Raw genomic sequence first — 24,838 nt, 5'->3', positions numbered from 1 at the left:
TTCGCGCTGTCCCTGCTGGAGGAGCATCTGGCGCACTGCGTGGCCGAGGCCACCGCCAAGGGCGGCGCCGAGGCCGAGGAGAAGGTCAGGGAGGCCACCGACGCCATCGCCCGCCTCGTCCGTTCCTGATCGAAGAAACCAACCGACCAAGGAGTGATCGCATGACCACCACCTACACCGTCACCGGCATGACCTGCGGCCACTGTGTCTCCTCCGTCAAAGAAGAGGTCGGCGAGGTCGCCGGCGTCACCGGCGTCGACGTGGATCTGACCACCGGCCTGATGACCGTCCAGAGCGAGAGCCCGATCGACCCGGCGCGGATCGCGGCCGCGGTCGCCGAGGCCGGCTACGAAGTGGTGGCCCCGTCATGAACGCACCGGCCAGGCTGGGCGCCTACGCCCTCGGACTCGTCGTGATCTTCGGCGGGGCTCTGGGGGCCGGCAACGCGGTGGGCGCGACCGGGCCCGGCCCCGCGGCGGGCGCCCACACGGTCCACGCGACCCCGTCCGCGAGCCAGGCGGGCGATCACGGGACCCACACCGAGCCGGCCCCCGGCCCGGCGGCGACCGGCGAGCCCGCCCCCGGAGGTCTTCAAGTGTCCCAGGACGGCTACACCCTCCTCCCCCAGGCCACCACGGTCGAGCCGGGCGAGGCGACGGACTTCCGTTTCGGCGTGATCGGCCCCGACGGCAAGCCCGTCACCGCCTACCGGACAGAACACGGCAAGAGGCTGCACCTCATCGTGGTCTCCCGCGATCTGGGCAGCTTCCAGCACCTGCACCCCGAACTGACCGACGACGGCGTGTGGTCGGTGAAGCTGACCTTGCCCGAGGCGGGCGCCTACCGGGCGTTCGCCGACTTCGTCCCCGAGGGCGGCCGCGGGCTGACCCTGGGCATCGACCTGCAGGCCCCCGGCGCCCAGGAACCCCAGGCGCTGCCCGCGACAAGCCGTACCGCCACGGTCGACGGCTACACCGTCACCCTGGACGGGGACCTGACTCCCGGCGCCTCCGGCAAGCTCACCCTCACGGTCGGCAAGGACGGCAGGCCCGTCACCGACCTGCAGCCCTACCTGGGCGCCTACGGGCACCTGGTCGCCCTGCGCGCCGGAGACCTGGCCTACCTGCACGTGCACCCCGACGGGGAACCAGGTGACGGCACGACCCCCTCGGGCCCGCAGATCACCTTCTACGCCGAGGTGCCCAGCCGTGGCGACTACCGGCTGTTCCTGGACTTCCAGCACGAGGGAACCGTGCGCACCGCCGACTTCACCGTCCGCGCCGGTGAGCTCCCGGCACCGGCCACGACTTCGGGCCAGGCGCCGGCGGCCACGCCGTCCGCGTCCGCCTCGCACGGCGACCACGATCACTGACACCCGGCATGACGAGCGAAAGGAGCAGGTGATGTCCTCCCTCACCGACGACATGGCCCGAAACACGGTCGAACTCTCGATCGGCGGCATGACCTGCGCGTCCTGCGCCAACCGGATCGAACGCAAGCTCAACAGGCTCGACGGCGTCACCGCGACCGTGAACTACGCCACCGAGAAGGCCAAGGTCACTTTCGCCGAGGGTGTCGACCCCCAGGACCTCGTCGCCGAGGTGGAGAAGACCGGCTACACCGCCGCGCTCCCCGCGCCCCCCGCGAGCGGTACCGCCCGGGACGACTCCCCGGGCGAACCGGCCGACGACCTCGCTCCGCTGCGCAACCGGCTGATCACCGCCGTGGTGCTCGCCGTGCCGGTGATCGCCATGTCGATGGTCCCGCCCCTGCAGTTCGTCAACTGGCAGTGGCTGTCGCTCACCTTGGCCGCCCCGGTCGTCGTCTACGCCGGCTGGCCCTTCCACCGGGCAGCCTGGACGAACCTGCGCCACGGCGCCGCGACCATGGACACCCTGGTCTCGCTCGGCACCGTCTCCGCACTCGGCTGGTCGCTGTGGGCGCTGTTCCTCGGTACGGCGGGCACACCTGGCATGACCCACCCGTTCGCCTTCACCATCGAACGCACCGACGGCTCGGGCAACATCTATCTGGAGGCCGCCGCCGGAGTGACGGCGTTCATCCTGGCCGGCCGCTACTTCGAGGCCCGCTCCAAGCGCCGCGCGGGCGCCGCCCTGCGGGCGCTGCTGGAGTTGGGGGCCAAGGACGTCGCCGTACTGCGCGACGGCGTCGAGACCCGCGTTCCCGCCGAGGAGCTCAAGGCGGGCGACCGGTTCGTCGTCCGGCCCGGAGAGAAGATCGCCACCGACGGCGTGGTCGAAGAGGGGACCTCCGCCGTCGACGCCTCCATGCTCACCGGCGAATCGGTGCCGGTGGAGGTGCGCCCCGGCGAAGCGGTGACCGGCGCGACCGTCAACGCCGGTGGACGCCTGCTCATCCGCGCCACCCGCGTCGGATCCGACACCCAGCTGGCCCGGATGGCCAGGCTGGTCGAAGACGCTCAGACGGGTAAGGCCCAGGTCCAGCGGCTGGCCGACCGCATCTCCGGGATCTTCGTGCCGGTCGTGATCGCACTGGCCGTCGGCACGCTCGGCTACTGGCTGGGAACCGGCGGCGGGGCCGGGGCGGCCTTCACCGCCGCGGTGGCCGTGCTGATCATCGCCTGCCCGTGCGCCCTGGGCCTGGCCACGCCGACCGCCCTGCTCGTCGGCACCGGACGCGGCGCCCAGCTCGGCATTCTGATCAAGGGCCCGGAGGTGCTGGAATCCACCCGCGCCGTCGACACCGTCGTGCTCGACAAGACCGGGACCGTCACCGAGGGCAAGATGACCCTGGCCGGCGTCCATCTCGCCGACGGCGAGGACGAGACGCAGGTGCTGCGCCTGGCGGGTGCCCTGGAGCACGCCTCCGAACACCCCATCGCCCAGGCCATCGCCCGGGGAGCGGCCGAACGCGTGGGCGAGCTGCCCGCCCCCGAGGACTTCGCCAACCGCGAAGGGCTCGGCGTACAGGGCATCGTCGACGGACACGCCGTCCTGGCGGGCCGCCCCGCGCTGCTCGCCGAGTGGTCCCAGCACCTGCCCACCGGCCTGGAGCGGGCACTCACCGAGGCGCAGGCCGCGGGCCGCACAGCCGTCGCGGTCGGCTGGGACGGCCAGGCTCGCGCGGTCCTGACGGTGGCCGACACCGTCAAGCCCACCTCGGCCGAGGCCATCCGACGGCTACGCGCCCTGGGCCTGAGGCCGGTGCTGCTCACCGGCGACAACGAGACCGTCGCGCGGTCGGTCGCGGCCGAGGTCGGCATCACCGAGGTCATCGCCGAGGTGCTGCCCGCCGACAAGGTCGAGGTCGTCAAGCGGCTGCAGGCCGAGGGCAGGTCGGTGGCCATGGTGGGTGACGGCGTCAACGACGCCGCGGCGCTCGCCCAAGCCGATCTGGGCCTGGCCATGGGCACCGGCACCGACGCGGCCATCGAGGCCTCCGACCTCACCCTGGTCCGCGGCGACCTGCGGGTGGCCGCCGACGCCATCCGGCTGTCACGCCGTACCCTGCGCACCATCAAGGGCAACCTGTTCTGGGCCTTCGCCTACAACGTGGCCGCCCTGCCCCTGGCCGCGCTCGGCCTGCTCAACCCGATGATCGCCGGGGCCGCGATGGCGTTCTCCTCGGTCTTCGTGGTCGGCAACAGTCTGCGCCTGCGCACCTTCGGATAGCGAGACACCGATGCGGCCGCGGACGACGATCGTCCGCGGCCGTGTTCGAGCACGTCCCTGGCCCACGCCGGCCTTGATACACGCTCACCCCGGTCGGGTTGCGCAGGGCCGGCGTCGGCTGGCACAAGGCCCTGCGGCCGGGGCAGGGGACACGCCGTCGTCCACGCCCACCACCGCTGACGGGCACCGGCGAGCTGCCGCGACGATCCCGCCGGCAGGCCGCCCTCTCGACCCGTCGCGCTCCTCAGGCCGAGGGGCGCGAGGCGCGGACGTAGTAGAGCATGACCGGCAGGTCGCCCTCGTCGATGAGGTGGAATCCGGCGTCGGGGATCAGGTCGCCGAGCAGGTCCCGCGGGCTGTGTCGCATCGCGGGGCCCGACACCATGCCGATGAGATGGGCGAGCAGGTGGTTGGCGGGCGGGCGGAACTCGGCGATCAGCAGCCGTCCGCCCGGCCGCAGTACCCGGAACATCTCCCTTACGGCGGCGCCTCGCTCGGCGGCCGGCATGTGGTGGACGGCCAGGCTGGAGACCACCACGTCGAAGGAGGCGTCGGGCAGGTCGAGCGCCTGCCCGGCGCCCGCGACGTAGGAGCAGTTGCCCGGGGCGCGTCGACGGGCATGGCCGATCATGGGTGGTGAGGGGTCGACGCCGGTCACGTGGCCTGCCGGGCCGGCGAGCGGGGCCAGGATCCGGGTCAGGTAGCCGGTGCCGCAGCCGACGTCGAGCACCCGGTCGCCCGGCCGGGCTCCGGACAGCGCCGCCAGGCGGGTGAAGATCTCGCGCCGTCGCCCGAGCAGGCCGATGTTCGCCGCGATGTCGTAGGCGCGGGGGTGATCGATCGTCCCGCCCTCGTCTGCGTGCTCGGCGTGATCGTGGAGCAATCTTCCCAGTCCCATTATTGTTCTCCTCTCGAACAACCTGTTCAGTAATGAATGATCCGTTCGTTAGAATGACGGGGTCAACAACCACTTCCGCCTTGCTGTGCCATACCGAACAGGACCGGTGAAGTGTCCGGAAACACCGACAGGCGGGTGCGGCGCACCCGGCAGGCGATCCAGCGCGCGCTGGTGGAGCTGATCCTGGAGAAGGGGTATGAGCCGGTGACCGTCACCGACCTCATCAACCGCGCCGACGTCGGGCGCTCGACCTTCTACGCCCACTTCGCCGACAAGCAGGCCGTGTTGTTCGCCAACCTGGACGAGATCGCCTTTCTGCATCCGGCCCCGAGTGCCGACGGCCCGCTGTTCGGCTTCAGCCTGGCGATGTTCGAGCACGTGCAGGAGCAGCGCAGGCTGGTGCGGGCACTGCTCGGACGCCGTGGTGGCCAGATGGTGATCGCCCACGGCGAGCAACTGCTGCAGGCCGTCATCCGCGACGAGCTGCTCGCCCGGGGCGGGCGTGCCGGCGCCTCGCTCGATCTGGTGGTCACCTGCGCCGTCGGGGCGTTCATGGCCTTGGTGCGAAAGTGGGTGGACGGGGAGATCGACGCCACACCGGCCGAACTGGACGCGGCGTTCCACACGACGATCACCCCCGGCGCACGAGCCTTACTGGCTCGGGCGTGAGACCGGTGCGAAAGACCACCGGATCGTGGCACGCCACCGGCTGGGCGGCATGCTCCGCAAGACCTCCACAACCTGGCCGTATGCCATTTCAGCATAGATTTGCCTGTTTCCGTCTTTGACGGCATCGGATGCCGGCGTGAGACTTCTCCGCGCCCCAGATTCACGACAGGAAGGCATCCCGCCGTGCCCACCCGGCTTCTCCGACGCGCCACGCTCTGGGCGCTGACCTCCCTCGCGTTCGTCCCGATGGCGGGGGTCACCGCGACCGGCCACGCGTCCACCACCCTGTCCGCCACTACGTCCACCACCCTGTCCACCACCGTGTCCACCGCCGTGTCCACCGTCCCGGCCGCGCCGGCCGCGCCCGCGACGGCACCGGCGCCGGGTCGGATCCGGGCCGTGAAGGAGCTGCGCGCGCTGGAGGCGTCCTTCAAGGGCCGGATCGGCGCGTACGCCGTCGACACCGCCACCGGCGCGACGATCGGCTACCGGTCGGGCGAGCGTTTCCCGATGCTGTCCACCTTCAAGGCGATGGCCGCCGCGGCCGTGCTGCATAAGGCCCGCACCTCCGAACCCGGCCTGATGGACAAGGTCGTGCGCTGGACGGCCGCCGATCTGCAGGAGCACTCCCCGGTCACCGAAAAGCACGTCAAGGGCGGGCTGACCGTCGCGCGGCTGTGCGAGGCGGCCGTCACCCAGAGCGACAACACCGCGGCCAACATGCTGCTGAGGCAGATCGGCGGCCCCGCAGGCCTGACCCGGTACCTCCGGACGCTGAAGGACCCGCTCTCCCGGCTGGACCGGTGGGAGACCGAGCTCAACGACTGGAGCCCCAAGGAGAGGCGCGACACCACGACGCCCGCGTCCATGGGCCGTGACCTGCGCGCGGTCACTGCGGGCAACGCCCTCAACGCCAAGGACCGGCAGCGGCTGAACGCCTGGCTGATCGCGAACACGACCGGGGACGCCCGCATCCGCGCGGGCCTGCCCAGGACCTGGACGATCGGCGACAAGACCGGCACGAGCTCCAGGTACGGGGCCGGAAACGATATCGCGGTGGTCTGGCCGGGCAGGTCGGCCGCCCCCGTCATCATGTCGATCTACACCAACCGCAGGGCCGTGAACGGCACCGTCGAGGACAGGGTCATCGCGAAGACCGCCACCGTCCTCGCCCGCGGGCTCGGCAGGCTCTGATGCCGGGGCAGTGCAAGGGGCCGGGGATCACCTCTCTCGCCGCGCTCCCCCGCCCCGTTCGTCCGACGCTCCCCCGCCCCGTTCGTCCGATGCGCGCCGGGGACGAAGGATGAACCTCTTCGACCAGGAGCCGGACGACGCCGCCGTCCGGCGGGTGCACCGCCCGCGCCCGGCCAGGACCCGATCGTCAGCGGGGGCGAAGATCGTGCGTCTGGCCGGCGCCGCGGCGGCGGTGGGAGTGTTGACGGCCGGGCTCGCGCTGCCCGCCGTGGGAGGCGCGGGGGCGGTGATCGTCGGAGCGTCGGACGGGCTCGACCTCAATCCCGCGGAGCTCGCCGAGCCGCCGCTCGCCGAGAAGACGACCGTCCTCGACGCCAGAGGCCGCCCGATCGCGCAGTTCTGGGACGTGTACCGCGAGGTCGTGCCGCTCGGCCGGGTGTCCGGCGTCATGAAGGCGGCCATCGTCTCGATCGAGGACTACCGCTTCTACGAGCACGGCGCGATCGACCTCGAAGGCACGGTGCGGGCCCTGGCCAAGAACCTCTCCTCGGGAGGAGTGAGCCAGGGGGGTTCCGGCATCACGCAGCAGTACGTCAAGCAGGTGCTGCTGAACACGGCCGTCACCGGCAAGGAGAAGGAAAAGGCCCTGGAGGCCAGTTACGCGCGCAAGCTCACCGAGTTGCGCTACGCGATGGGGGTCGAGCGGAAGTACACCAAGGACCAGATCCTCGAGAAGTACCTCAACATCGCCTATTTCGGCGCCGGGGCCAACGGCATCGAGGCGGCGGCCCGGCGCTTCTTCGGCGTGCGCGCCTCCCGGCTCAACCTGTGGCAGGCGGCCACCCTGGCCGGAGCCGTGCAGCTGCCCACCGCCACCGATCCTGAGGGCGGCGGGGAGAACCGGCGAAGGCTGCTGAAACGGCGCGACGTCGTGCTCGACCGGATGGCGGAACTCGGCGCGATCACCCCGCGGCAGGCCGCCGCGGCCAAGGCGAAAAAGCTCGGCTACCGGGGCACTCCCCTGCCCGGCAACTGCACGGCCAGCCCGTACCCCTACTTCTGCGTGTACGTGCGCGAGGAGTTCCTGCGCGATCCCGCGTTCGGCAGGACCGCGGAGGAGCGCGCCCGGCTCCTCTACCGCGGCGGCCTGACGATCAGGACGACGCTGGACCCCCGCATGCAGGCGGCGGCGGAAAAAGCCGTCGGGAGACACGTCCACGCCTCCGACGACCCCGTGGCCGCCGAGGCCCTGGTCCAGCCGGGCACCGGGATGATCAAGGCCATGGCGGCCAGCCGCGAGTACGGCACCTCCGCGCGCAGGAACGAGATGTCGTACAACATCGTGGCCGACACCGACCACGGCGGCATCGGCGGGTTCCAGGCAGGCTCGACGTTCAAGACCTTCACGCTGATCACGGCCCTGAAGCAGGGCATGAGGATCGACGACGGCTTCACCGTCGGAAACGGCTACCGCGCCTCGGGCTACGCCGACTTCAAGAACTGCGCGGGCGAGAACATCGGCGACCCGACGCACACCGTCACCAACGACGAGGGATCTCCCGGCTTCAAGTCGCTGCAGACCGGCACCTGGCAGTCGGTCAACACCTTCTTCATGGAACTCGAACGCCGCGTCGGCCTGTGCGACACCGTCCGGACCGCCAGGTCGCTGGGCATCAAGCGCGCCGACGACCGCAAGCTGCGGGAGTACGAGACCTTCACCCTCGGCATCAACGAGATGGACCCGGTGACCGTCGCGGCCGCCTACGCCGCCATCGGCGCGCGCGGGAAGTACTGCGCCCCCATGGCCGTCACCCGCGTCACCGACCGGAACGGCAGGACGACCGGCCACCGGCCGAAGTGCCGCCAGGTGCTGGATCCCGGGATCGCGGACGCCACGGCGCACATCCTGTCGGGGGTGTTCACCAAGGGCACGATGCGGGCGGTGGGCGGCATCGGCCGCGACGCCGCGGGCAAGACCGGCACCAACGACGACCAGGCGAGCGCGTGGTTCGCGGGGTTCACCCCGGACCTGGCCGGCGCGGTGAGCATCGGCGACCCCCGGGGCGCCATCGCGCACAAGCTGAACGACGTCACCATCGGCGGCAGACATTACGGCGCCGTCTTCGGGGCCACCGTGCCCGGGCCGATCTGGAAGGACACCATGATCGGCGCACTGAAGGGCGTGCCGGCCACCTCCTTCACCCCGATCGACTCGGCGCGGTTCGGCGGCTGCGGGCGGCACTGCCGACCGGCCCGGACGCCTCCGGACGAGGAAGCGGCCGGCGAGACGGACGATCTCAGGCGTGGAGGGTGAGGGGGGCGGGCATTCCGTCGGTGAACAGCTGCGCGTCGACCTGGTCCAGGGCGACGCGCAGCGCGCCGAGGGCGACGCTGTCCGCGCCGAGATCGGACGCCCTGATCTCGGGGACGCGCAGGCAGAGGCGGCGTAGCTCCTGCTCCAGGGGATCGATGATGAGGTCGGCGGAGCGGGAGTAGCCGCCGCCGAGGATGACGACCTGCGGGTCGAGGGTCAGCACGAGGGCCGCGGCCCCGACGGCCAGGTCCTTGACGTAGCGGCGGAGCGCGGTCCTGGCGTCGCGGTCGCCCTCGCGGGCGCGTTCGAAGACCCAGGCGGCCTTGTCGTTCGGGTGGATGTCCTCGGGCACCCCGGGACAGTTCTCGATGTGGGAGGGGGCCGAGAGCCAGCGGACCGCTTTGAGCGCGCCGATCTCGCCGGCCGCTCCCCCGTAGCCGCGCCGCAGGGTGCCGTCGATGATGAGGCCCGCGCCGATTCGCATGCCCGCCAGCAGGTAGACGATGTCGTCGGCGTCCTGCGCGGCGCCCTGCCAGCGTTCGGCGACCGCGGCGAGCTTGCAGTCGTTCTCGACGAGGACCGGGCAGGTGAACCGGGCCGCGAGGTGCTCGGCGGGAGATACGCTCGCCCGGCCCGGCAGCGGGGTGAACAGCGTGGTACGGCCGGTCGCGTCGACGGGTCCGGTCACCCCGACCGTCACCGCCCAGATCTGGTCGGGCCGCGTCCCGGCGGCCGCCAGGCACTGGGAGATGGCGGTGTCGACGGCCTCGAGCCGCGCGGCCGGGTCCGCGTCGGGCTCGACCGGCAGCCGGTGGCTACGCAGGACCTGTCCTTCGAGGTCGGCCAGCAGGACGAGTATCTTGTGGCCGCCGACGTCGACGCCGAGCACGTGCCCGGCGTCGGCGTTGAAGCGGTAGCGGCGGGCCGGACGGCCGACGCTGCTGCCGTCGGGCTCGACGACCTTCACCCACCCGTCGGTGACCAGCCCGCGGACCACGACGTCGGCCCCGGGCCTGGACAGGCCGGTACGGGTGGCGAGCTCGGTGACGGTCGCGGGGGGCTGACCCCGCATCGCCCGGACGATGCTGAGCGAGTTGAGTTCGCGGAGCTTGCTGACGTCGGCTCCGGCCGCGTCGGGCACCACTACCCCCCAATTATGCTTCGTTGAAGCGAAATTCTAGCGGCCCGTCACGAGATCGGATACTGCTGTCCGGGGTTCAGTGCTGAGGTGAAGTCGACGACACGGCTGTCGACGGCGAAGCTGTACCTGCCCTTCTGGACGATCTCGGGCTGTTCGGCGAGGTAGGCGGCCATGCGCTCGAGCTCGCCCGGGTCGAGCCAGGACGGCGGGTCGGAGACGGCCTTGAACCCGCAGATCGCGGCCAGGTCGTGCAGCCGGCTCATCTGGGTCTCGGTGAGCAGGTTGAGGCGGCTGCGGAAGTAGACGACGTCGGGGTCGACCTGGGCGAGAGGCGACTGCCACAGCCGGTGCAGCGTGTTCACGACGGCGTTGCAGGCCATCGCGTCCGAGGAACCGTCGGTGGCGTAGTTGGTCCACAGCGGGGCGACGTCGGGGCCGCTGCGCAGAAGACGACGAAACCGACGATCACCGGCAGCAGGAACAACCACCCGACCAGCCGGTCGTCCCGCCGTCTGCGCGGGCCGCCTCCGCGGCCGAGAAGCCCGGAAAGCCGACCGGTCCCGGTATCGGGTCGTGTCCCAACCGCGTGCATGCGCGCTCCTTATCGAGAGCCCCTCCACCGGCATTTCAGGGCCGGCCACCGGTTAATAACGACGCGGGCTAGCGATAATTTGTCAACAGCTAATCATATCTACCCCGTTGAGGGTCGCGGCGTGACCTGCGGTTGCGGGAGACGCGGACCGGCCTCGGCCCCTGTGAGGGCAAGGACCGCAGGGGCCGCGCGGCGGTCAGGGCCCTCGCCGCGCCGCCGGAACCGGTGTCGTCGAACCTGTGCGGCCCGCGCCGCGCCTCCGGCTCACGGCCGGTGCGCGTACCGGTCCGGTCATTCGCGAGGGACGGCCTGCAGCAGTGAACGCAGCAGCCACGCGGCGGTGTCGGCGGACACCTCGCCGGGGGTGTTCACGATCTGGCCGGCGAGCCCGTCGACGAACGTGTGCAGGAGCGCCGCCCAGAGCTCGACCTGGGCGTCGGGGTGCGGGAGCGTGGCCTGGTCCGGTTCGCGGATCGACTCGTACCCGCGCATGGCGGCGACGCACTGGCGGTACAGCGCCCGCTGGTCGCTCCACGTCACCGAGCCTCCCTCCGGAGGGTGCCGGCGCTCCCATTCCACGATCGCCGACCACAGCACGTACTCCTCGCGCCGCTCGGCGTCGAGCGGCAGCATCTCCTCCACGATCGTGGCGATCCGTTCGACCACCGAACCCTGCGTGCGGGGCCGCTGGACGCGCGGGAGGACCCGCAGACGGAGGACGTCGGTGGCGGCCCGCACGACGTAGGCCTGCAGTTCGTGCTGGTTGCCGAAGTAATGCCGCAGGGACCCGGTGGACCAGCCGGCTTCGGCGGCGACCCCGCGGACGGTCACACCGGCGAGGCCTTCGCGCAGGATCACCCGGACGGCGGCCTCGCCGAGCTCGGCCCGCCGCCGGTCATGATCAACGAGTCGCGGCACGCGAACATGTTAGCACGCATGTGTTATTTAAACTGACACGGGTGTATTATTACGGCTCGTCGACTCCCGTGAGGAGACAGGTTTGTCGATCGAGACGATCGGGGCGGTGCTCGGGCTGGCCCTGCTCGACACGCTGAGCCCCACCGTGATCGGGGTGACGCTCTACCTGCTGCTGGCCAGGCCGCGCCGCGTGGGCGCGCTGCTCGGCGTGTATCTCGGCTCGGTCGCGATCGCGTACTTCGCCCTGGGCGTGCTGCTCATGTTCGGCCTGGGCGCCGTCGTGCCGGTCGTCGACGAGGCCGTGTGGGCCTGGGGGCAGGCCGTCCTCGGCGTGGCGCTCATAGTGGGGAGCTACTTCATCCCCGACAAGGACCCCGAACGCGCGTCCGTCCAGGCCCGGTCCTTCACCCTGCGTGCGATGCTGCTGCTGGGGCTGGGGACCTGGCTGTTCGAGTTCGCCACCGCCGTGCCGTACTTCGCCGCGATCGGCGTCATGACCGCGGCCCACCTGACCGCCGTCCAGTGGTCACCGCTCCTCGGCGTGTACGTGACCGTCATGGTGCTCCCGGGCATCCTGCTCCTCGCCGCGTGGGCCGCCCTGGGCGAGCGGATGCGCGAGCGGTTCGAACGGTGGGAGAGCAGGCTCTCCTCGGGATCCCGCTCGACGCTGCGCTGGATCGTCGGGATAGCGGGAGTCCTGATCCTCCTGGACGCGGCACCGGACCAGATCACCTTCACGACGAGTCCGTGACCGCCCGCGCCGGCACCTCGGCGAGGCTTCCGCGCGTCGCGACCCGCTCCTCGGCGGGAAACTCCACCGGACGGCGAGGGACGACGGCGGGCCGACGAGGTCCGCACGCCGGCCCCCGATCGAACCGTCGCGAACACGGGGACACGGGGACCGGGACACGGGGACCGGGACACGCGACACCGCACACGCGGCGTCGCGAGCCCGCGGCCGCGCTCAGCCGGCGGCGGCGCCGAACCACCTGGGCAGCCGGTCGAGCAGATCCCGCTGGTCCTCACCGGCCCACGCCACGTGGCCGTCCGGCCGCAGCAGCACGGCGGGCACGTCCAGTTCCTCGCCGACGTCGACGACGTGGTCGACCCGATCCGCCCAGCCCGCCACCGAGAGCCGGCCGGTCTGGTCGAGCAGCAGCCCGCGGCCGCCGCGCATCAGCTCGTAGAGGCGACCGCGCTTCAACGTCACGTCCCGCATCCGCCGGCCGAGCAGGTCATGTCCCTCGCCGACGTCGTAGCGGACCCCGATCGCGACGATCTTCTCGATCAGGTGCCGGTTGACGTCCTCGAAGTCCATCAGCTCCGCCAGCAGCCGGCGCACCGCCTGCGGCCCCGGCTCGGTGGACATCAGCTCCGCCTGCGCGCGGGTGTTGTCCAGCACGTCGGCGGCCACCGGGTGCCGCTCGGTGTGGTAGCTGTCCAGCAGCCCCTCCGGTGCCCAGCCGCCGACCTCGGCGGCCAGCTTCCAGCCGAGGTTGAACGCGTCCTGGATGCCGAGGTTCAGCCCCTGCCCGCCCATCGGCGGGTGGATGTGCGCCGCGTCGCCGGCCAGCAGCACCCGGCCGGTCCGGTAGCGCTCGGCCTGCCGGGTGGCATCGCCGAAGCGGGACAGCCAGCGCGGTGAGTGCACGCCGAAGTCGGTGCCGGCGAAGGCCCGCAGCTGTCGCCTGAACTCCTCCAGGGCCGGCGGGACCGAGCGGTCCCCGGCCACCCCCTCGGCGGGCACGACGACGCGGTACACCCCGCCCCCGAGGGGGCCGAGGCCGAACCGCAGCTGGGTCCTGCGGACTTCGGCCACCACGGCGGCCACCGTCTCCGGCGGCACGGCCACCTCCATCTCGCCCAGCAGCGTGTCGATCCTGGAGGGCTCACCGGGGAAGCCGACGCCGAGCAGCCTGCGCACCGTGCTGCGGCCGCCGTCGCAGCCGACGAGGTAGCGCGAGCGCAGTCGCGTGCCGTCCGCCAGCTCGGCGGTCACCCCCTCCTCGTCCTGGCTCAGCCCGGCCAGCTCGCGGCCGCGCCGGATCTCGGCGCCGAGCTCGGCGGCGCGCTCGGCCAGCAGGCGATCGGTGATGGTCTGCGGGATGCCGAGGACGTAGCCGTGCGCGGTGTCCAGCCGGCCGGGCGAGGGCTTGGTGATGCCGGCGAAGAAACCACCGACCGGATGCCGCCGGCCGTGGGCGAGGAACCGCTCCAGCAGGCCGCGCTGGTCCATCACCTCGATGCTGCGCACGTGCAGGCCGAGCGAGCGGACGTGCGCGGTCGGCTCCGCCTCCTTCTCCAGCACGAGCACGTGCACGCCGTGCAGCCGCAACTCGCCGGCCAGCATCAAGCCGGTCGGTCCCCCACCGGCGACGATCACGTCGATCATGAAAACCCCCATCGGACAAGTTTGCGTTTCGGCCGCCGCTCCGCGCGGTCCGGCGGCGCGCACCCGCGCCTCCGTACCAAGTCCTCGCGACCGCGCCGCGGGTGCCACCGGCGGTCCGGCGTCCCACGTGCTCCGTACGCCGGTCGGCGAAAGGACACGTGCTTCGCGAGCTCCTGATTTCCGCAGGTCCTGGCCTCGGCCGATGATTCTGCAGCATGACCCGGGGCTTGCCGCAAGCCCCCCGGTGCGCTGTACATTGAAAGTGACAAGGAGTCCGCGATCTCCTTGCCTTCACCGTTTGCCGTCCGCCTTCACCGTCTGTCGTCCGTCGCGGACCGACAAGCCCCTCCCGAGGCGGTGACGCGCCGCTCGCGGCGACGCCGCCGGTTGGACACCCCCGGGACGCGTCCCCCTTCGTCCGGCGCGGCGCGATCAGGCCCCGGCCCGTGTCGTTGAGGAGGAGTGTCGTTCAGGAGGAAGAGCCGCTCCGGCTCCGGCTCCCCGGCTCCCCGGCGAACCGTCCGCACGCCGCCGCCCGCTCGTCAGCCGGAAATCCTTCGGGCAGGCCGACGACCGTTCCTCGCAGGCCTGATGGTGATCCTCCTGGGCCGGCGGTGCCGGCGTACGCGACGTGCCGCCGCTTCGTGAGGAGATCGCCCGCCCAGAGCGGGCAATGAGTCGGAAAGGGGAGTATCCACTCCTTTCCACTCTCAATGTATAGCGCACCGGGGGGCTTGCCACAAGACCCGGGTCATGCTGCAGAATCGTCGGCCGAGGCCAGAGCCTGCGGAAACGGGGATGGGAAGTGCGTGTGGTGTTGTCGGCTCATGGGTCGCGGGGGGGACGTCGGACCGCCGGTGGCGCTCGCGGTGCGGTCGCGAGGACTCGGTACGGAGGCGCGGGTGTGCGCGCCGCCGGACGAGGAGTTCGCGGAGCCGCCGGCCGGGCCGGCGCGCGGTCCGTGGCCGGCACGATCCGCACCCGGCGGGGCGACGGTGACCGCGACGCCGCCGCTCGACGCGATCAGCCGGGAAAGACCGCCCGTGCCCGCGTGAACCACGCGAGACCGTCGAGCCGGAACACGAGAACCCGATAACCCGGACGACCTGAACCGGCGACGGACACGGGCCCGCGTCAGGCGGAGCGTCGCTCGCCATGACCACCGGGCTCGTCGCGCCGGTTCATCCCCCTTGCCGCACGTGACAGCGCAAGCGCCCTCAGATCGGAGCAAATGACGTGACATCGCTGACCGCCAGCGCGTTCGACCTTCCTGACCACCTCTCCCCCAAGGCCGACCCGGCGCTGATCGCCGGCGACGAGCAGCACTTCGCGGCCATCGCGGACAGCCTTGAGCGGTCGATCGCCGACCTGTCCGACCGTCTCGACGCCGAGCGCAAGGCGCCCGGCGGCAAGGGCCGGCAGGTGCTGGACCGGGACCTGGAGATCCACCGGCTGACCGCCCGGCTGCGCGCGCTGCGCCGCTTCGGCCTGGACCTGTGCCTTGGGCACATGGTCGGCGCCGACGACTCCGAGCCCGTGTACATCGGACGGCTCGGCCTCACCGACAGCGCGGGCCGTCGGCTGCTGCTCGACTGGCGCTCCCCCGCGGCCGAGCCGTTCTTCGGAGCCACCCACGCCAACCCGATGGGGCTGGCGAGCCGCCGCAGGTACCGCTGGACCCGCGGCCGGATCAGCGACTACTGGGACGAGGTGTTCACCTCGGACGGGTTCGAAGGGCACGCCGCGCTCGACGACCAGTCCGCCTTCATCGCCAGCCTGGGCGGCAACCGGTCGCCCAGGATGCGGGACGTGCTCGGCACCATCCAGGCCGACCAGGACGCCATCATCCGCGCGGGATCTCGCGGCGCTCTCGTCGTCGACGGCGGCCCGGGCACGGGCAAGACCGTCGTGGCTCTGCACCGCTCCGCCTACCTCCTCTACTCCGACCCCCGCCTCGGCCGCCGCCGGGGCGGCGTGCTGTTCGTCGGTCCGCACCAGCCCTACCTGGCCTACGTCGCCGACGTCCTGCCCAGCCTCGGAGAGGAGGGCGTGCAGACCTGCACCCTGCGAGACCTCGTCGCCGAGGGAGCCTCGGCGGCGGTCGAGGCCGACCCGGAGGTGGCCCGCCTCAAGTCGTCCGCGGACCTGGTGAAGGCGATCGAGCCGGCCGTCAGGTTCTACGAGAACCCGCCGGACAAGGGGATGACGGTCACGACCCCCTGGTCCGACATCTGGCTGAGCGCCGAGGACTGGGCCGAGGCGTTCGAGGCACCGGAACCCGGTACTCCGCACAACGAGGCGCGCGACCGGATCTGGGAGGAGCTGCTCACGATCCTGATGGACAAGCACGAGGGCGAGGTCTCGGCCGACCTGCTCCGCAGGTCGCTGCTGCGGGACAGGGAGCTGCTCACGACCTTCAACCGCGCGTGGCCGCTGATCGAGGCGGCCGACCTCGTCGGGGACCTGTGGTCGGTACCGGCCTACCTGCGGATGTGCGCCCCCTGGCTCGGCCCCGACGACGTCCGGAAGCTGCGGCGTGAGGACGCCCAGGCCTGGACGGTGTCCGACCTGCCGTTCCTGGACGCGGCACGGCAGCGGCTCGGCGACCCGGAGGCGGCGCGGCGCAGGCGCCGCCACGAGGCCGCCGTCGCCGCCGAACGCGAGCGCATGGCCAACGTCGTCGACGCCCTGCTCGAGGCCGACGACGACGGTGAGGGTGTGGTGACGATGCTGCACGGACGGGACATGAAGGACGCCCTGGTCGACGAGACCGCGCCGCCCGGCACCGAGCCGGACCTGCTCGCCGGCCCGTTCGCGCACATCGTCGTGGACGAGGCGCAGGAACTGACCGACGCGGAGTGGCAGATGTTGCTGCTCCGCTGCCCGTCCCGGAGTTTCACCATCGTCGGGGACCGTGCCCAGGCCAGGCGTGGATTCACCGAGTCGTGGCGGGAACGGCTCGAGCGGATCGGGCTCGACCGGGTCGACCTGGCCTCCCTGAGCGTCAACTACCGGACGCCTGAGGAGATCATGGCGGAAGCCGAGCCGGTCATCCGGGCCGTGCTCCCGGACGCCAACGTGCCGACCTCCATCCGCAGCAGCGACGTCCCCGTCGTGCACGGATCCGCTTCGGATCTGGGCTCGATCCTCGACACCTGGCTCGCCGCGCACGCCGACGGGATCGCCTGTGTCATCGGCGATCCCGCGTTCCGGGCGACGTCCCGCGTCCGGTCGCTGACCCCGGAGCTGTCGAAGGGGCTCGAGTTCGACCTGGTCGTCCTCGTCGATCCGGAGGCGTTCGGCACCGGCATCGAGGGAGCGGTCGACCGCTATGTCGCCATGACCCGGGCGACCGGGCAGCTCGTCATCCTCACGAGCTCCTGACGCCGGCCGCGCCCGCTACGGCGAGGTCGCCACCTCGTACGCCGGCGCGGTCACGAACGGCACCGCGAGGACACCGCCCGGAAAGGACACCGCCCGGAACAGGGAACCTGGTGGTGGCCGGCCAGGCTAGGGGTGGTGGTGATGGTGGTGGCCGGGCCAGGGGTGGTGGTGGCCGTGCCAAGGGTGATGGTGGCCGGGCCAGGGATGGTGGTGGTGATGGTGGCCGGGCCAGGAGTGATGGTGGTGGTGGCCGTGCCAAGGGTGATGGTGGTGGCCGGGCCAGGGATGGTGGTGGTGATGATGGCCAGGAGGGGGATCGTTCAGAAGGAGGTGTGCCGGAGCGGCTTCCTGGACTGCCGCGCTCGCCCCGGCGGGCTGAGCCGACATCGTCATGGCGATGATGAAACTGGAAGCCGTCAATGCGCCGGCGGCGAGAGCCTGCTTGAACATGAAATATCACTCCGTGTCTGATGTCGGGCCCGGCCTGCTTCCGCGGCTGACAACACGCCAATGCAGTTTCCGGAAATATGTTGAATCGACGTCACGTAAAACGCTAGTTCCTGGACATCCGGACGTTCGCCCCATATAGCACAAAGCCTTGGTCCAGGATCACCACGGAGAAGAAAGCCGGAGGTTACACGAGGGCGCGGATCACAAGTCCGGCCTCGGCAACTAACCCGACTTAAGCCATGATATCCATGCAAATATGAACGAGAGGAAACAGTCGCCCACCTTGGCGTTTCTTGGTCGATACCGACGGTCCGTAGAGTCGGCAACGATGCTACATATCGCCATATTGTTAGTTTTTCAGGTAATCCGCGAATGGGTGACGGCCGAATTCGGCAGGCCCTGCGCGATCATCCCGTGCGGCGCATGGCGATGGGGGCACCCCACAGTCCTCGCGGTGGTGCGACCACCGGCCGTCCCATCGCCTTCCCGATCTGATCGTGGAACCTCCGACGTCGCACCGCGCCACGGCCGGTGCGCATGTCCCGGAGCCGCTCGCCGGAGCCGCGAGCGCCGCAGGTGACGGCCTTTCCACCCCGGTCTCCGAGGGCCGGATGGACGCCGTTCGCAATAAGCCGGACAATGATCCGGTTGGCACGTGGCGTGACCGCGGGGAGGTGGCGTCATGCCGGGTGATCGAGCCGTTACGCAAGTGCAGAGCTGGCGTCTGGGGCCGGTGCGGGTGCTGCGTGTCATCGGCGAGCTGGACGCCACGACGGTTCCGGACGTCGCGGTGAAGCTCGACGAGGCGCTGCTCACGTTCGATGACCTGTCGCTGGTCGTCGACCTCACCCAGGTGACCTTCATCGCCTCGGCCGGGGTGGGCGCCCTGGTGGAGATGCGGCGGAAAGTCCAGCGGCGCCAGGGACGCCTGATCGTGGTCCTTCCCCCGCAGGGGCGTGCGCGCCGCCTTTTCGTGTTGACGCGCATGGTGGATCACTTCGAGGTTCGCCTGACCCTGCCCGAGGCGGTGAGCGCCCTGCGGCGGCAGGACCCAGGCCCCCCTCTCGGAGAGGGGATGAGGCCGGCTCCGGAGTCGACACCGCCGCCGACGCCGATTCCGGGAGGCCCCGCCGGCTGAACCGGCCCGGTGCCGGCGAGCGGGGGCCGCCCGCGCGGCCGGCCGGGACTCACGTCCGAAGACGAGCGCGCCGCGGATCGGCCGGGCGGGCCGGTCGCCGCCGGGAACACGCCGGCGGCGACGGCTCGAAGGCGCCGCCGTTCGAGATGAGGCCGGCCCCGGCGGCTTCGGTGATCTTCTAGGCGGGCACCACGACGGGAGTTCCGGCGACCGGGTCGGGGACGATCACGCAGGAGAGGCCGAAGACCTTCTCGACCAGTTCGGCGGTGATCACCTCGGCCGGGGGGCCCTCGGCGACGACGGCGCCGCCGGCCATGGCGATGATGTGGTCGCAGAAGCGGGAGGCCAGGTTGAGGTCGTGCAGTACCGCGACGATGGTCTTGCCGGACTCGGCGTTGAGCCTGCGCAACAGCCGGAGCAGCTCCACCTGGTGGTTGATGTCCAGGAACGTGGTGGGCTCGTCGAGCAGCAGCAGGTCGGTGTCCTGGGCCAGCGCCATGGCGACCCAGACCCGCTGCCGCTGCCCGCCGGAGAGCGCGCGCAGCGGGCGGTCGATCAGGTCGGCCGTGCCGGTCGCCGCCAGTGCCCGGGTCACCGCCTCGTGGTCACGGTCGGTCCACCGGCGAAACCAGCCCTGGTGCGGGTAGCGGCCGCGGGAGACCAGGTCGGCGACCGTGATGCCGTCGGGCGCCACGGGGGTCTGCGGCAGCAGGCCGAGCACCTTGGCCACGTCGAGGGTGCTCAGGTCGCCGAGCGTCCTGTCGTCGAGATACACCACTCCCCGGCGCGGTTTGATGAGCCGGGCCAGGCCGCGCAGCAGCGTCGACTTGCCGCAGGCGTTGGCACCGACGATCGCGGTGATCTTCCCGTCGAGTACGGAGACGTCGAGGTCGGTGATGACGGCTCGATCGTCGTAGCCCAGGGACAGGCCTTCGGCGCGGAGGCGGCTCATCCGCCTGCTCCTTGTCTGTTCGTGGTGGCCAGCAGCCACAACAGGTACGGTGCGCCGACCGCGCCGGTGACCACACCGGTGGGCAGCGCTGTCGGCAGCAGATGGACGGCGACCAGGTCGGCGGTGAGCAGGACCACCGCGCCCACCAGGGCGGCGGCGACCACGCCGCCGGTGGCGGGGCCCAGCAGCCGGTTGGCGATGGGTCCCGCGACGAGCGCGACGAAGACCAGGGGCCCGGCCGCCGCGACGGCCAGCGCGACCAGGACCACGGCGGTGGCCAACAGGCCGGCGCGGGCGAACTCGGTGGGCACGCCCAGTCCTCGCGCGGCGTCGTCGCCGAGTTCGAGCACGCGAAGCTGCCGTTGCAGCAGCATGGACAGGGGCAGCAGGACGACCAGCGCGACCAGCAGCAGCCGCAGCTCGGTGTCACTGGCCTGCCCGACCGAACCGGTCAGCCAGTGCATCGCCTGGCGCGCCTCGAACAGCTGGGCGCGGGTCAGCACGAACCCGGTGAGGCCCTCGAAGAAGGCCGCCATGCCGATGCCGATCAGGATGAAGCGGTAACCGCTCACCCCGTCGCGCCAGGCGAGCACGTACATCAGCAGCGCGGCCACGACGGCCCCGCCCAACGCGAGCCCGGCGACGGCGATTCCTCCGACCTGCAGGAACACGATGCCGGTGACCGCTGCCAGGCCGGCGCCGGAGGAGATGCCCACGAAGTCGGGTGAGGCGAGGGGATTGCGGAGCAGCTGCTGGAAGATCGTCCCGGACGCGCCGAGGGCGAGCCCGACCGAGAGCGCGGTCGCGGCGGTGGGGAGCCGCAGGCCCAGGACGACGAAGTCGAGGCTCGGGTCGTCGATCGTGCCCAGCAGCGACCCGATCACCTCGGTGGCGGAGAGACGGAAGCTGCCCACCATCATGGTCACCACGAACAGGGTGGCGACGGTCGCGGTCAGCGCGGAGATCACCACCACCATCCGGACCGTACGGCCGCGCCGGGTGGCGCGGACGGTGTCGGAGACGGTGGTGAAGGCGTCGTGAGTCGTGGTCATCCCGTCACACCTCCGACAGCCGGCCGTAGCGCACGATCACCACGAAGACCGGCGCGCCGAGCACTCCGAGGACCACGCCGACCTGCAGTTCCCCGGGGGCGCCCGCGACCCGGCCGAGCACGTCGGCCAGCAGCAGCACGATGGGCGCCAGCAGCATCGAGTACGGCAGGATCCAGCGGTGGTCCGGGCCGCAGAGCGCCCGCGCGAGGTGCGGCACCACCAGCCCGATGAAGACGATCGGCCCGCAGGCGGCCGTGGCCGCGCCGGCGAGTATCGCGACGACCCCGAAGGCGACGGCCCTGGTGAGGCCGACCCGCTGGCCGAGCCCTCGCGCGACGTCCTCGCCGAGCGCGAGCCCGTTGAGCGCCCTGCCCAGGCACAGTGCCGCCACCAGGCCCGCCAGCAGGAACGGCGCGACCCCGGTCAGGATCGGCGCGTACCGGCCGGCGAGCGACCCGACCTGCCAGAAACGCAGCTCGTTCAGCGCGTCGACGTCGGTCATGATGATGCCCGTGGTGACGGAGCCGAGGCCGGCGGTGACCGCCGCGCCGGCCAGGGCCAGCTTGACGGGGGTGGCGCCCTCGCGGCCCAGCGACGCGATCGTGTACCCCAGCAGGGTCGCGACGATCGCGCCCGCGAAGGCGAACCACACGTACACGCCCACCCCCCGGATTCCCAGGACCGTGAACGCGAGGACCACCAGGACGGCCGCGCCGGAGTTGATCCCCATGATGCCGGCGTCGGCCAGCGGATTGCGCGTGACCCCCTGCAGGATCGCGCCCGCGACACCCAGGGCCGCACCGACCAGGATGCCCAGGAGCGTACGCGGCACGCGCAGCTCCAGGGTCACCGTACCGGTGATCGAGTCATCGGCGCCGAGGCCGCCCAGCGCCCGCAGGACATCGGGCAGGCCGATGTCGCGCGAGCCGAGGGTCACGCTGAGGAACGCCACCGCGGCGAGCAGGACGCAGAGCGCGACGAGCCCGAGTCCGAGGACCGGGGCCCGTCGTATGGAAAGCGTGCTGGGCATCGGAGGGGATCAGTCGCCGAGGTTCTCGTCAGCGACCTTGATCGCTTCGGTGAGCTTGTCCACCTCGGTGGCGAAGTCGCCGAACGTGTGCAGCCAGTAGGCCGGCCACGCCGCCACCGCACCGGCCTTGGCCGCCTTGATCTTGAACCAGGTGGGCTGCTTCTTGCCCCACTCGGCGTTGGCCGTGGGCGTGAAGGACCTGCCGTCCCACAGAATCAGGTCGGGCTGGTACTTGTCGGCGTTCTCCCAGCTGAGGTTCTCCCAGTACGGGAAACCCGCGTCCGGCTTGGCCGGGTTGATCACCTTCAGGCCCCAGCGCTGGAAGTCCAGCAGCTCGGGCGCGTACTCGGGGTTGGCGGCGTACAGCTTGTCGTCGGCGGGCGACATGCCGAGAGCCGTCAGGCCGGGCTTGTCCGCGACCGCCGCCTTGAACTTCGCGACGGACTCCTCGAAACGCTTCTTGTTCGCGGCGACCTCGGGAGCGTCCACCTTGGCGCCCAGGCTCTCGGCGAGGCTCTCGTACCCCTCGGCCAGGTCCTCGATGGACTTGCCCTGGGAGACGCCCACCACCGGAGCCAGCTCGGCGAGCTTCTTGCTCTTCTCGTCGACGCCTTCCTCCAGGCCGCTGTGCGCCTTCTCCGCCGGCCACCAGTCCGCGACGATCAGATCCGGCCGCAACGCGGCCGCCTTCTCCACGTCGATCTTGCCCCACTCCTGGCCGAGAAGCTCGATCCCGGAAAGGTCGAGGTTCTTCAGGTTGGGGTCGGTCTTGACCGACTCGTCGGCGTAGACGCCGACCGGTTTGATGCCGAACGACATCAGCGCGGCCGCCTCACCCGCGTGCGCGATGATCCGCGTGGGGACCTTGTCGGCCTTGACCGTCTCACCGGAGCCGTCGGTGAACGACCACGGGCCGGACGACGAGGGCTGTGCGCCGGGGGAGTTCTGTGCACCCGGGGAGTTCTGCGTGCCCGGGGAGTTCTGTGCACCGCAAGCGGTGAGCGCAAGGCCCAACGCCGCCACGGCGAGAACCCGACGCGACGTGCGCATGCGGTGTTCCTATCTCGCAAAGGGAAACTTCGCCCTAAAGTTAGGTTAGGCTACCCAAAATATCAACTCGGGCCGATGTGACCGATCTCGCACTTCCCGCCGCGCACCTGCCATCCGCTCCGCGCATGGCCCTGGCCAGGCACGTCACGCCGGACGGTGCCGTACGCCGGGCGGTGCCCTGTGGGCGGGTCGACCGGCCGCCCGGTCCGCGCGGTGCCGGCGTACCGCGTCACGGAGGGTCACGGGGAGGGTCACGGCCCGCTCGCGAACTCCCCGGCACGTTCCAGGAGGGCACGGACCTCCTCGGCCTCCGGAACGCCGAGCTCCCGGTAGAGGCTGAGGGCCAGCCGCCCGTGCTCCCCGGCCTGCCCCGAGCGCCCGAGCGCGAGATGGGCGCGCGCCAGCCCGTCGTGAGCACGCGCCCGCTCCGGCCGGTTGCGCGTCACGTCGGCGAGCGCGAGCGCGGCCGCGTGCTCCTCGGCCGCCCGAGCCGGGTCACCCGCCGCCTCGGCCAGCCCGTTGAGCGCGGCGGCCTCGCCGGCGGCGTTGCCGAGCCTGCGGTAAAGGGCAGCCGCCTGCTCGTGACGCACGCGTGCCTGGTCGAACTCGCCCTGGTGCCGGAGAACGACACCGAGATGGTTGAGGATCACCGCCTCTCCGGCGGGATTGCCGACCTTGCGGTGGAGCGCCAGCGCAAGGTCGAGGTGGCGCCGGGCCTCCTGCGGACGGCCGGCCCTGTCGAGGACGAGGGCGAGGATGCCCAGCACGTGAGCCTCGCCCCAGGTGTCGGCACCGGTCCGGGTCAGGTCGAGCGCCTGCTTGAGGTACCGCTCGGCCCGCTCGTCCCGCCGCCGCAGGGCCACGTTGCCCAGCGTGAGCAGTGCCCGCGCCCGTTCGCGGGCCTCCTCGCACACCTCGAGAGCCTGGTGGGCGTGCTCCTCCGCCCGCTCGTACTCGCCCAGCCGCCAGTAGGTCCACGCCAGGTCGGTGAGCGCCCGCGCCTGGACCGCGCGGTCGCCGAGCTTGCGGCTGCGCTGGAGCGCCAGGGTGTGGAGCGTGAGCGCGTCGTCGTGGTGCGCCTGCCGGTCGAGGAAGGGGCGCATCGTCAGAGCCAGGAAGCCGAGACAGATCTCGGGCCCGTGGACGGCGGTCGCGATGATGTTGGCACGCTCGGTGTCGAGCCAGGCGAGCGCCTGCGCGGCGTCGCGGACGGGCGCGACCGGAGCGGCCGGCGGGGGGACGCCCTCCCGCTGGGCGACGCTGTCGGGGAAGAGGCGGTCCATCGCCGCCCGGGAACGGTGCAGGTAGTAGGCGAGCAGCCGCATGACGGCGCCGTCGTCCTCCGCGATCGAACGGGCGTGCTCCCGCAGCAGGTCGTGAAAAGTGTACCGGCCCGGTTCGAGCTGCAGGAGCATGTGGGCGTCGAGAAGGCTCTCGAGAAGCTCCTCCGCCTCCTCCTCCGAGATCGCGGCCAGCGCGGCCGCGCCGCACGGGTCGATGTCGCGGCCGGGCACCAGCCCGAGCAGGCGGAACATGCGCCGCTCGGCCTCGCCGAGGTGCTCGTAGGACAGGGCGAAGGCCGCCGACACCCCGTCCAGGAGCCGGCGATGCTCCCGCAGCCGGCCGGCGAGGTAGGACACGGTCCAGCGCGGACGGTGCTGCAGGCGGGCGGCCGAGATCCGGATGGCGAGCGGCAGGTGCCCGCACAACCGCAACACCTCGCGTACGGCATCCGGCTCACGGTGGGCGCGCTCCCCCACGATCCGCCCGAACAGCCCGGCGGCGTCCTCCTCCCCCAGCACGTCGACCGACAGGGCGTGGGCGCCGTCCAGATCGACGAGCCGGCGCCTGCTGGTGATCAGAACGAGGGTGTCGGAGCGCCCCGGCAGCAGGGGGCGCACGTGCTCGGCGTCGAAGGCGTTGTCCAGCACGACCAGCACGCGGCGGTCGGCCAGCTCGGCACGCCACAGAGCGCTCCGCTCGGCCGATGTGACCGGGATGCGGTCGGCGG

The 24,838-nt window shown here is 71.6% G+C and carries 20 protein-coding genes and 1 pseudogene; 11 read left to right on the top strand and 10 right to left on the bottom strand.

Translation table 11 applies throughout. The features are described from left to right. From AB0G15_RS40800 to AB0G15_RS40785, 4 genes and pseudogenes are all read left to right on the top strand, one after another. A pseudogene (locus tag AB0G15_RS40800) lies at window positions 1–129 on the top strand (transcriptional regulator); the annotation flags it as partial. A gap of 32 nt (window positions 130–161) precedes the next feature. Further along, entirely contained in the window at window positions 162–371 is a 210-nt protein-coding gene (locus AB0G15_RS40795; protein ID WP_362850841.1) for a cation transporter, read from the top strand. Continuing rightward, window positions 368–1,372 carry a hypothetical protein gene (locus AB0G15_RS40790; protein WP_362850839.1) on the top strand — a complete coding sequence of 335 codons (1,005 nt, stop codon included), beginning with the start codon at window positions 368–370 and terminating at the stop codon, window positions 1,370–1,372. Before AB0G15_RS40795 ends, AB0G15_RS40790 begins: the two co-directional genes overlap by 4 nt. 31 nt (window positions 1,373–1,403) lie before the next feature. Then, window positions 1,404–3,653 (top strand): heavy metal translocating P-type ATPase, encoded by a 2,250-nt coding sequence (locus AB0G15_RS40785; RefSeq protein ID WP_362850837.1) that lies wholly within the window; start codon window positions 1,404–1,406, stop codon window positions 3,651–3,653. A gap of 244 nt (window positions 3,654–3,897) precedes the next feature. On the opposite strand, the gene AB0G15_RS40780 is transcribed toward AB0G15_RS40785, so the two are convergent. Next, the gene (locus AB0G15_RS40780) at window positions 3,898–4,551 is read right to left on the bottom strand and encodes a methyltransferase domain-containing protein (RefSeq protein WP_362850835.1); all 654 of its coding nucleotides are present in this window, start codon (window positions 4,549–4,551) and stop codon (window positions 3,898–3,900) included. 111 nt (window positions 4,552–4,662) lie between these two features. On the opposite strand from AB0G15_RS40780, the gene AB0G15_RS40775 reads away from it, so the two are divergent. From AB0G15_RS40775 to AB0G15_RS40765, 3 genes are all read left to right on the top strand, one after another. Next, window positions 4,663–5,220, top strand: a complete 558-nt coding sequence (locus AB0G15_RS40775; protein WP_362850833.1) for a TetR/AcrR family transcriptional regulator — start codon at window positions 4,663–4,665, stop codon at window positions 5,218–5,220. Between the two features lie 183 nt (window positions 5,221–5,403). Beyond that, window positions 5,404–6,414 carry a class A beta-lactamase gene (gene bla / locus AB0G15_RS40770; RefSeq protein WP_362850831.1) on the top strand — a complete coding sequence of 337 codons (1,011 nt, stop codon included), beginning with the start codon at window positions 5,404–5,406 and terminating at the stop codon, window positions 6,412–6,414. A gap of 109 nt (window positions 6,415–6,523) precedes the next feature. Then, on the top strand, window positions 6,524–8,728 hold the full coding sequence (locus AB0G15_RS40765) for a transglycosylase domain-containing protein (RefSeq protein WP_362850829.1): 2,205 nt from the start codon (window positions 6,524–6,526) through the stop codon (window positions 8,726–8,728). On the opposite strand, the gene AB0G15_RS40760 is transcribed toward AB0G15_RS40765, so the two are convergent. From AB0G15_RS40760 to AB0G15_RS40750, 3 genes are all read right to left on the bottom strand, one after another. Then, the gene (locus tag AB0G15_RS40760) at window positions 8,712–9,872 is read right to left on the bottom strand and encodes an ROK family transcriptional regulator (RefSeq protein ID WP_362850828.1); all 1,161 of its coding nucleotides are present in this window, start codon (window positions 9,870–9,872) and stop codon (window positions 8,712–8,714) included. The two genes, AB0G15_RS40765 and AB0G15_RS40760, sit on opposite strands and share 17 nt — an antisense overlap. 44 nt (window positions 9,873–9,916) lie before the next feature. After that, window positions 9,917–10,357: a hypothetical protein gene (locus AB0G15_RS40755; RefSeq protein WP_362850826.1), complete on the bottom strand. Its 441-nt coding sequence runs from the start codon at window positions 10,355–10,357 to the stop codon at window positions 9,917–9,919. A 395-nt stretch (window positions 10,358–10,752) separates the two neighbouring features. Continuing rightward, window positions 10,753–11,379 (bottom strand): TetR family transcriptional regulator C-terminal domain-containing protein, encoded by a 627-nt coding sequence (locus AB0G15_RS40750; RefSeq protein WP_362850824.1) that lies wholly within the window; start codon window positions 11,377–11,379, stop codon window positions 10,753–10,755. 82 nt (window positions 11,380–11,461) lie between these two features. Between AB0G15_RS40750 and AB0G15_RS40745 the strand changes: the two genes are divergently transcribed. After that, entirely contained in the window at window positions 11,462–12,130 is a 669-nt protein-coding gene (locus AB0G15_RS40745; protein WP_362850822.1) for a GAP family protein, read from the top strand. 213 nt (window positions 12,131–12,343) lie between these two features. Here AB0G15_RS40745 and rox read toward each other — a convergent pair whose 3' ends face one another. Then, window positions 12,344–13,771: a rifampin monooxygenase gene (gene rox / locus AB0G15_RS40740; protein WP_362850843.1), complete on the bottom strand. Its 1,428-nt coding sequence runs from the start codon at window positions 13,769–13,771 to the stop codon at window positions 12,344–12,346. A gap of 1,236 nt (window positions 13,772–15,007) precedes the next feature. Here rox and helR point away from each other — a divergent pair. The 3 genes from helR (at window position 15,008) to AB0G15_RS40725 (ending at window position 18,743) form a co-directional block, all read left to right on the top strand. Further along, window positions 15,008–17,155, top strand: coding sequence for an RNA polymerase recycling motor ATPase HelR (gene helR / locus AB0G15_RS40735; RefSeq protein WP_362850820.1), 2,148 nt, complete (start codon window positions 15,008–15,010; stop codon window positions 17,153–17,155). A gap of 135 nt (window positions 17,156–17,290) precedes the next feature. Continuing rightward, window positions 17,291–17,626: a hypothetical protein gene (locus AB0G15_RS40730; protein WP_362850818.1), complete on the top strand. Its 336-nt coding sequence runs from the start codon at window positions 17,291–17,293 to the stop codon at window positions 17,624–17,626. A 688-nt stretch (window positions 17,627–18,314) separates the two neighbouring features. Further along, window positions 18,315–18,743 (top strand): STAS domain-containing protein, encoded by a 429-nt coding sequence (locus tag AB0G15_RS40725; RefSeq protein ID WP_362850816.1) that lies wholly within the window; start codon window positions 18,315–18,317, stop codon window positions 18,741–18,743. Window positions 18,744–18,921: 178 nt separating this feature from the next. On the opposite strand, the gene AB0G15_RS40720 is transcribed toward AB0G15_RS40725, so the two are convergent. The 5 genes from AB0G15_RS40720 to AB0G15_RS40700 form a co-directional block, all read right to left on the bottom strand. Further along, the gene (locus tag AB0G15_RS40720) at window positions 18,922–19,695 is read right to left on the bottom strand and encodes an ABC transporter ATP-binding protein (protein ID WP_362850815.1); all 774 of its coding nucleotides are present in this window, start codon (window positions 19,693–19,695) and stop codon (window positions 18,922–18,924) included. Beyond that, window positions 19,692–20,747: an iron chelate uptake ABC transporter family permease subunit gene (locus AB0G15_RS40715; protein WP_362850813.1), complete on the bottom strand. Its 1,056-nt coding sequence runs from the start codon at window positions 20,745–20,747 to the stop codon at window positions 19,692–19,694. The genes AB0G15_RS40720 and AB0G15_RS40715 overlap by 4 nt, the downstream gene beginning before the upstream one ends. 4 nt (window positions 20,748–20,751) lie before the next feature. Further along, entirely contained in the window at window positions 20,752–21,777 is a 1,026-nt protein-coding gene (locus AB0G15_RS40710) for an iron ABC transporter permease (RefSeq protein ID WP_362850811.1), read from the bottom strand. Window positions 21,778–21,786: 9 nt separating this feature from the next. After that, window positions 21,787–22,827, bottom strand: a complete 1,041-nt coding sequence (locus AB0G15_RS40705; protein ID WP_362850810.1) for an ABC transporter substrate-binding protein — start codon at window positions 22,825–22,827, stop codon at window positions 21,787–21,789. A 251-nt stretch (window positions 22,828–23,078) separates the two neighbouring features. Then, window positions 23,079–24,838: tetratricopeptide repeat protein (locus tag AB0G15_RS40700; protein ID WP_362850808.1), on the bottom strand; the 1,760-nt coding region annotated here is incomplete at its 5' end.

This window comes from Streptosporangium sp. NPDC023825 (assembly GCF_040639575.1).
GTDB lineage: Bacteria > Actinomycetota > Actinomycetes > Streptosporangiales > Streptosporangiaceae > Streptosporangium.
This window is presented reverse-complemented; position numbering and strand designations above follow the sequence as displayed.

Excerpts from the sequence above, each read along its gene's own strand:
- AB0G15_RS40795 (WP_362850841.1), top strand. The coding sequence starts at position 162 with ATGACCACCACCTACACCGTCACCGGCATGACCTGCGGCCACTGTGTC.
- AB0G15_RS40790 (WP_362850839.1), top strand. The coding sequence starts at position 368 with ATGAACGCACCGGCCAGGCTGGGCGCCTACGCCCTCGGACTCGTCGTG.
- AB0G15_RS40785 (WP_362850837.1), top strand. The coding sequence starts at position 1,404 with ATGTCCTCCCTCACCGACGACATGGCCCGAAACACGGTCGAACTCTCG.
- AB0G15_RS40780 (WP_362850835.1), bottom strand. The coding sequence starts at position 4,551 with ATGGGACTGGGAAGATTGCTCCACGATCACGCCGAGCACGCAGACGAG.
- AB0G15_RS40765 (WP_362850829.1), top strand. The coding sequence starts at position 6,524 with ATGAACCTCTTCGACCAGGAGCCGGACGACGCCGCCGTCCGGCGGGTG.
- rox (WP_362850843.1), bottom strand. The coding sequence starts at position 13,771 with ATGATCGACGTGATCGTCGCCGGTGGGGGACCGACCGGCTTGATGCTG.
- AB0G15_RS40720 (WP_362850815.1), bottom strand. The coding sequence starts at position 19,695 with ATGAGCCGCCTCCGCGCCGAAGGCCTGTCCCTGGGCTACGACGATCGA.
- AB0G15_RS40715 (WP_362850813.1), bottom strand. The coding sequence starts at position 20,747 with ATGACCACGACTCACGACGCCTTCACCACCGTCTCCGACACCGTCCGC.
- AB0G15_RS40710 (WP_362850811.1), bottom strand. The coding sequence starts at position 21,777 with ATGCCCAGCACGCTTTCCATACGACGGGCCCCGGTCCTCGGACTCGGG.
- AB0G15_RS40705 (WP_362850810.1), bottom strand. The coding sequence starts at position 22,827 with ATGCGCACGTCGCGTCGGGTTCTCGCCGTGGCGGCGTTGGGCCTTGCG.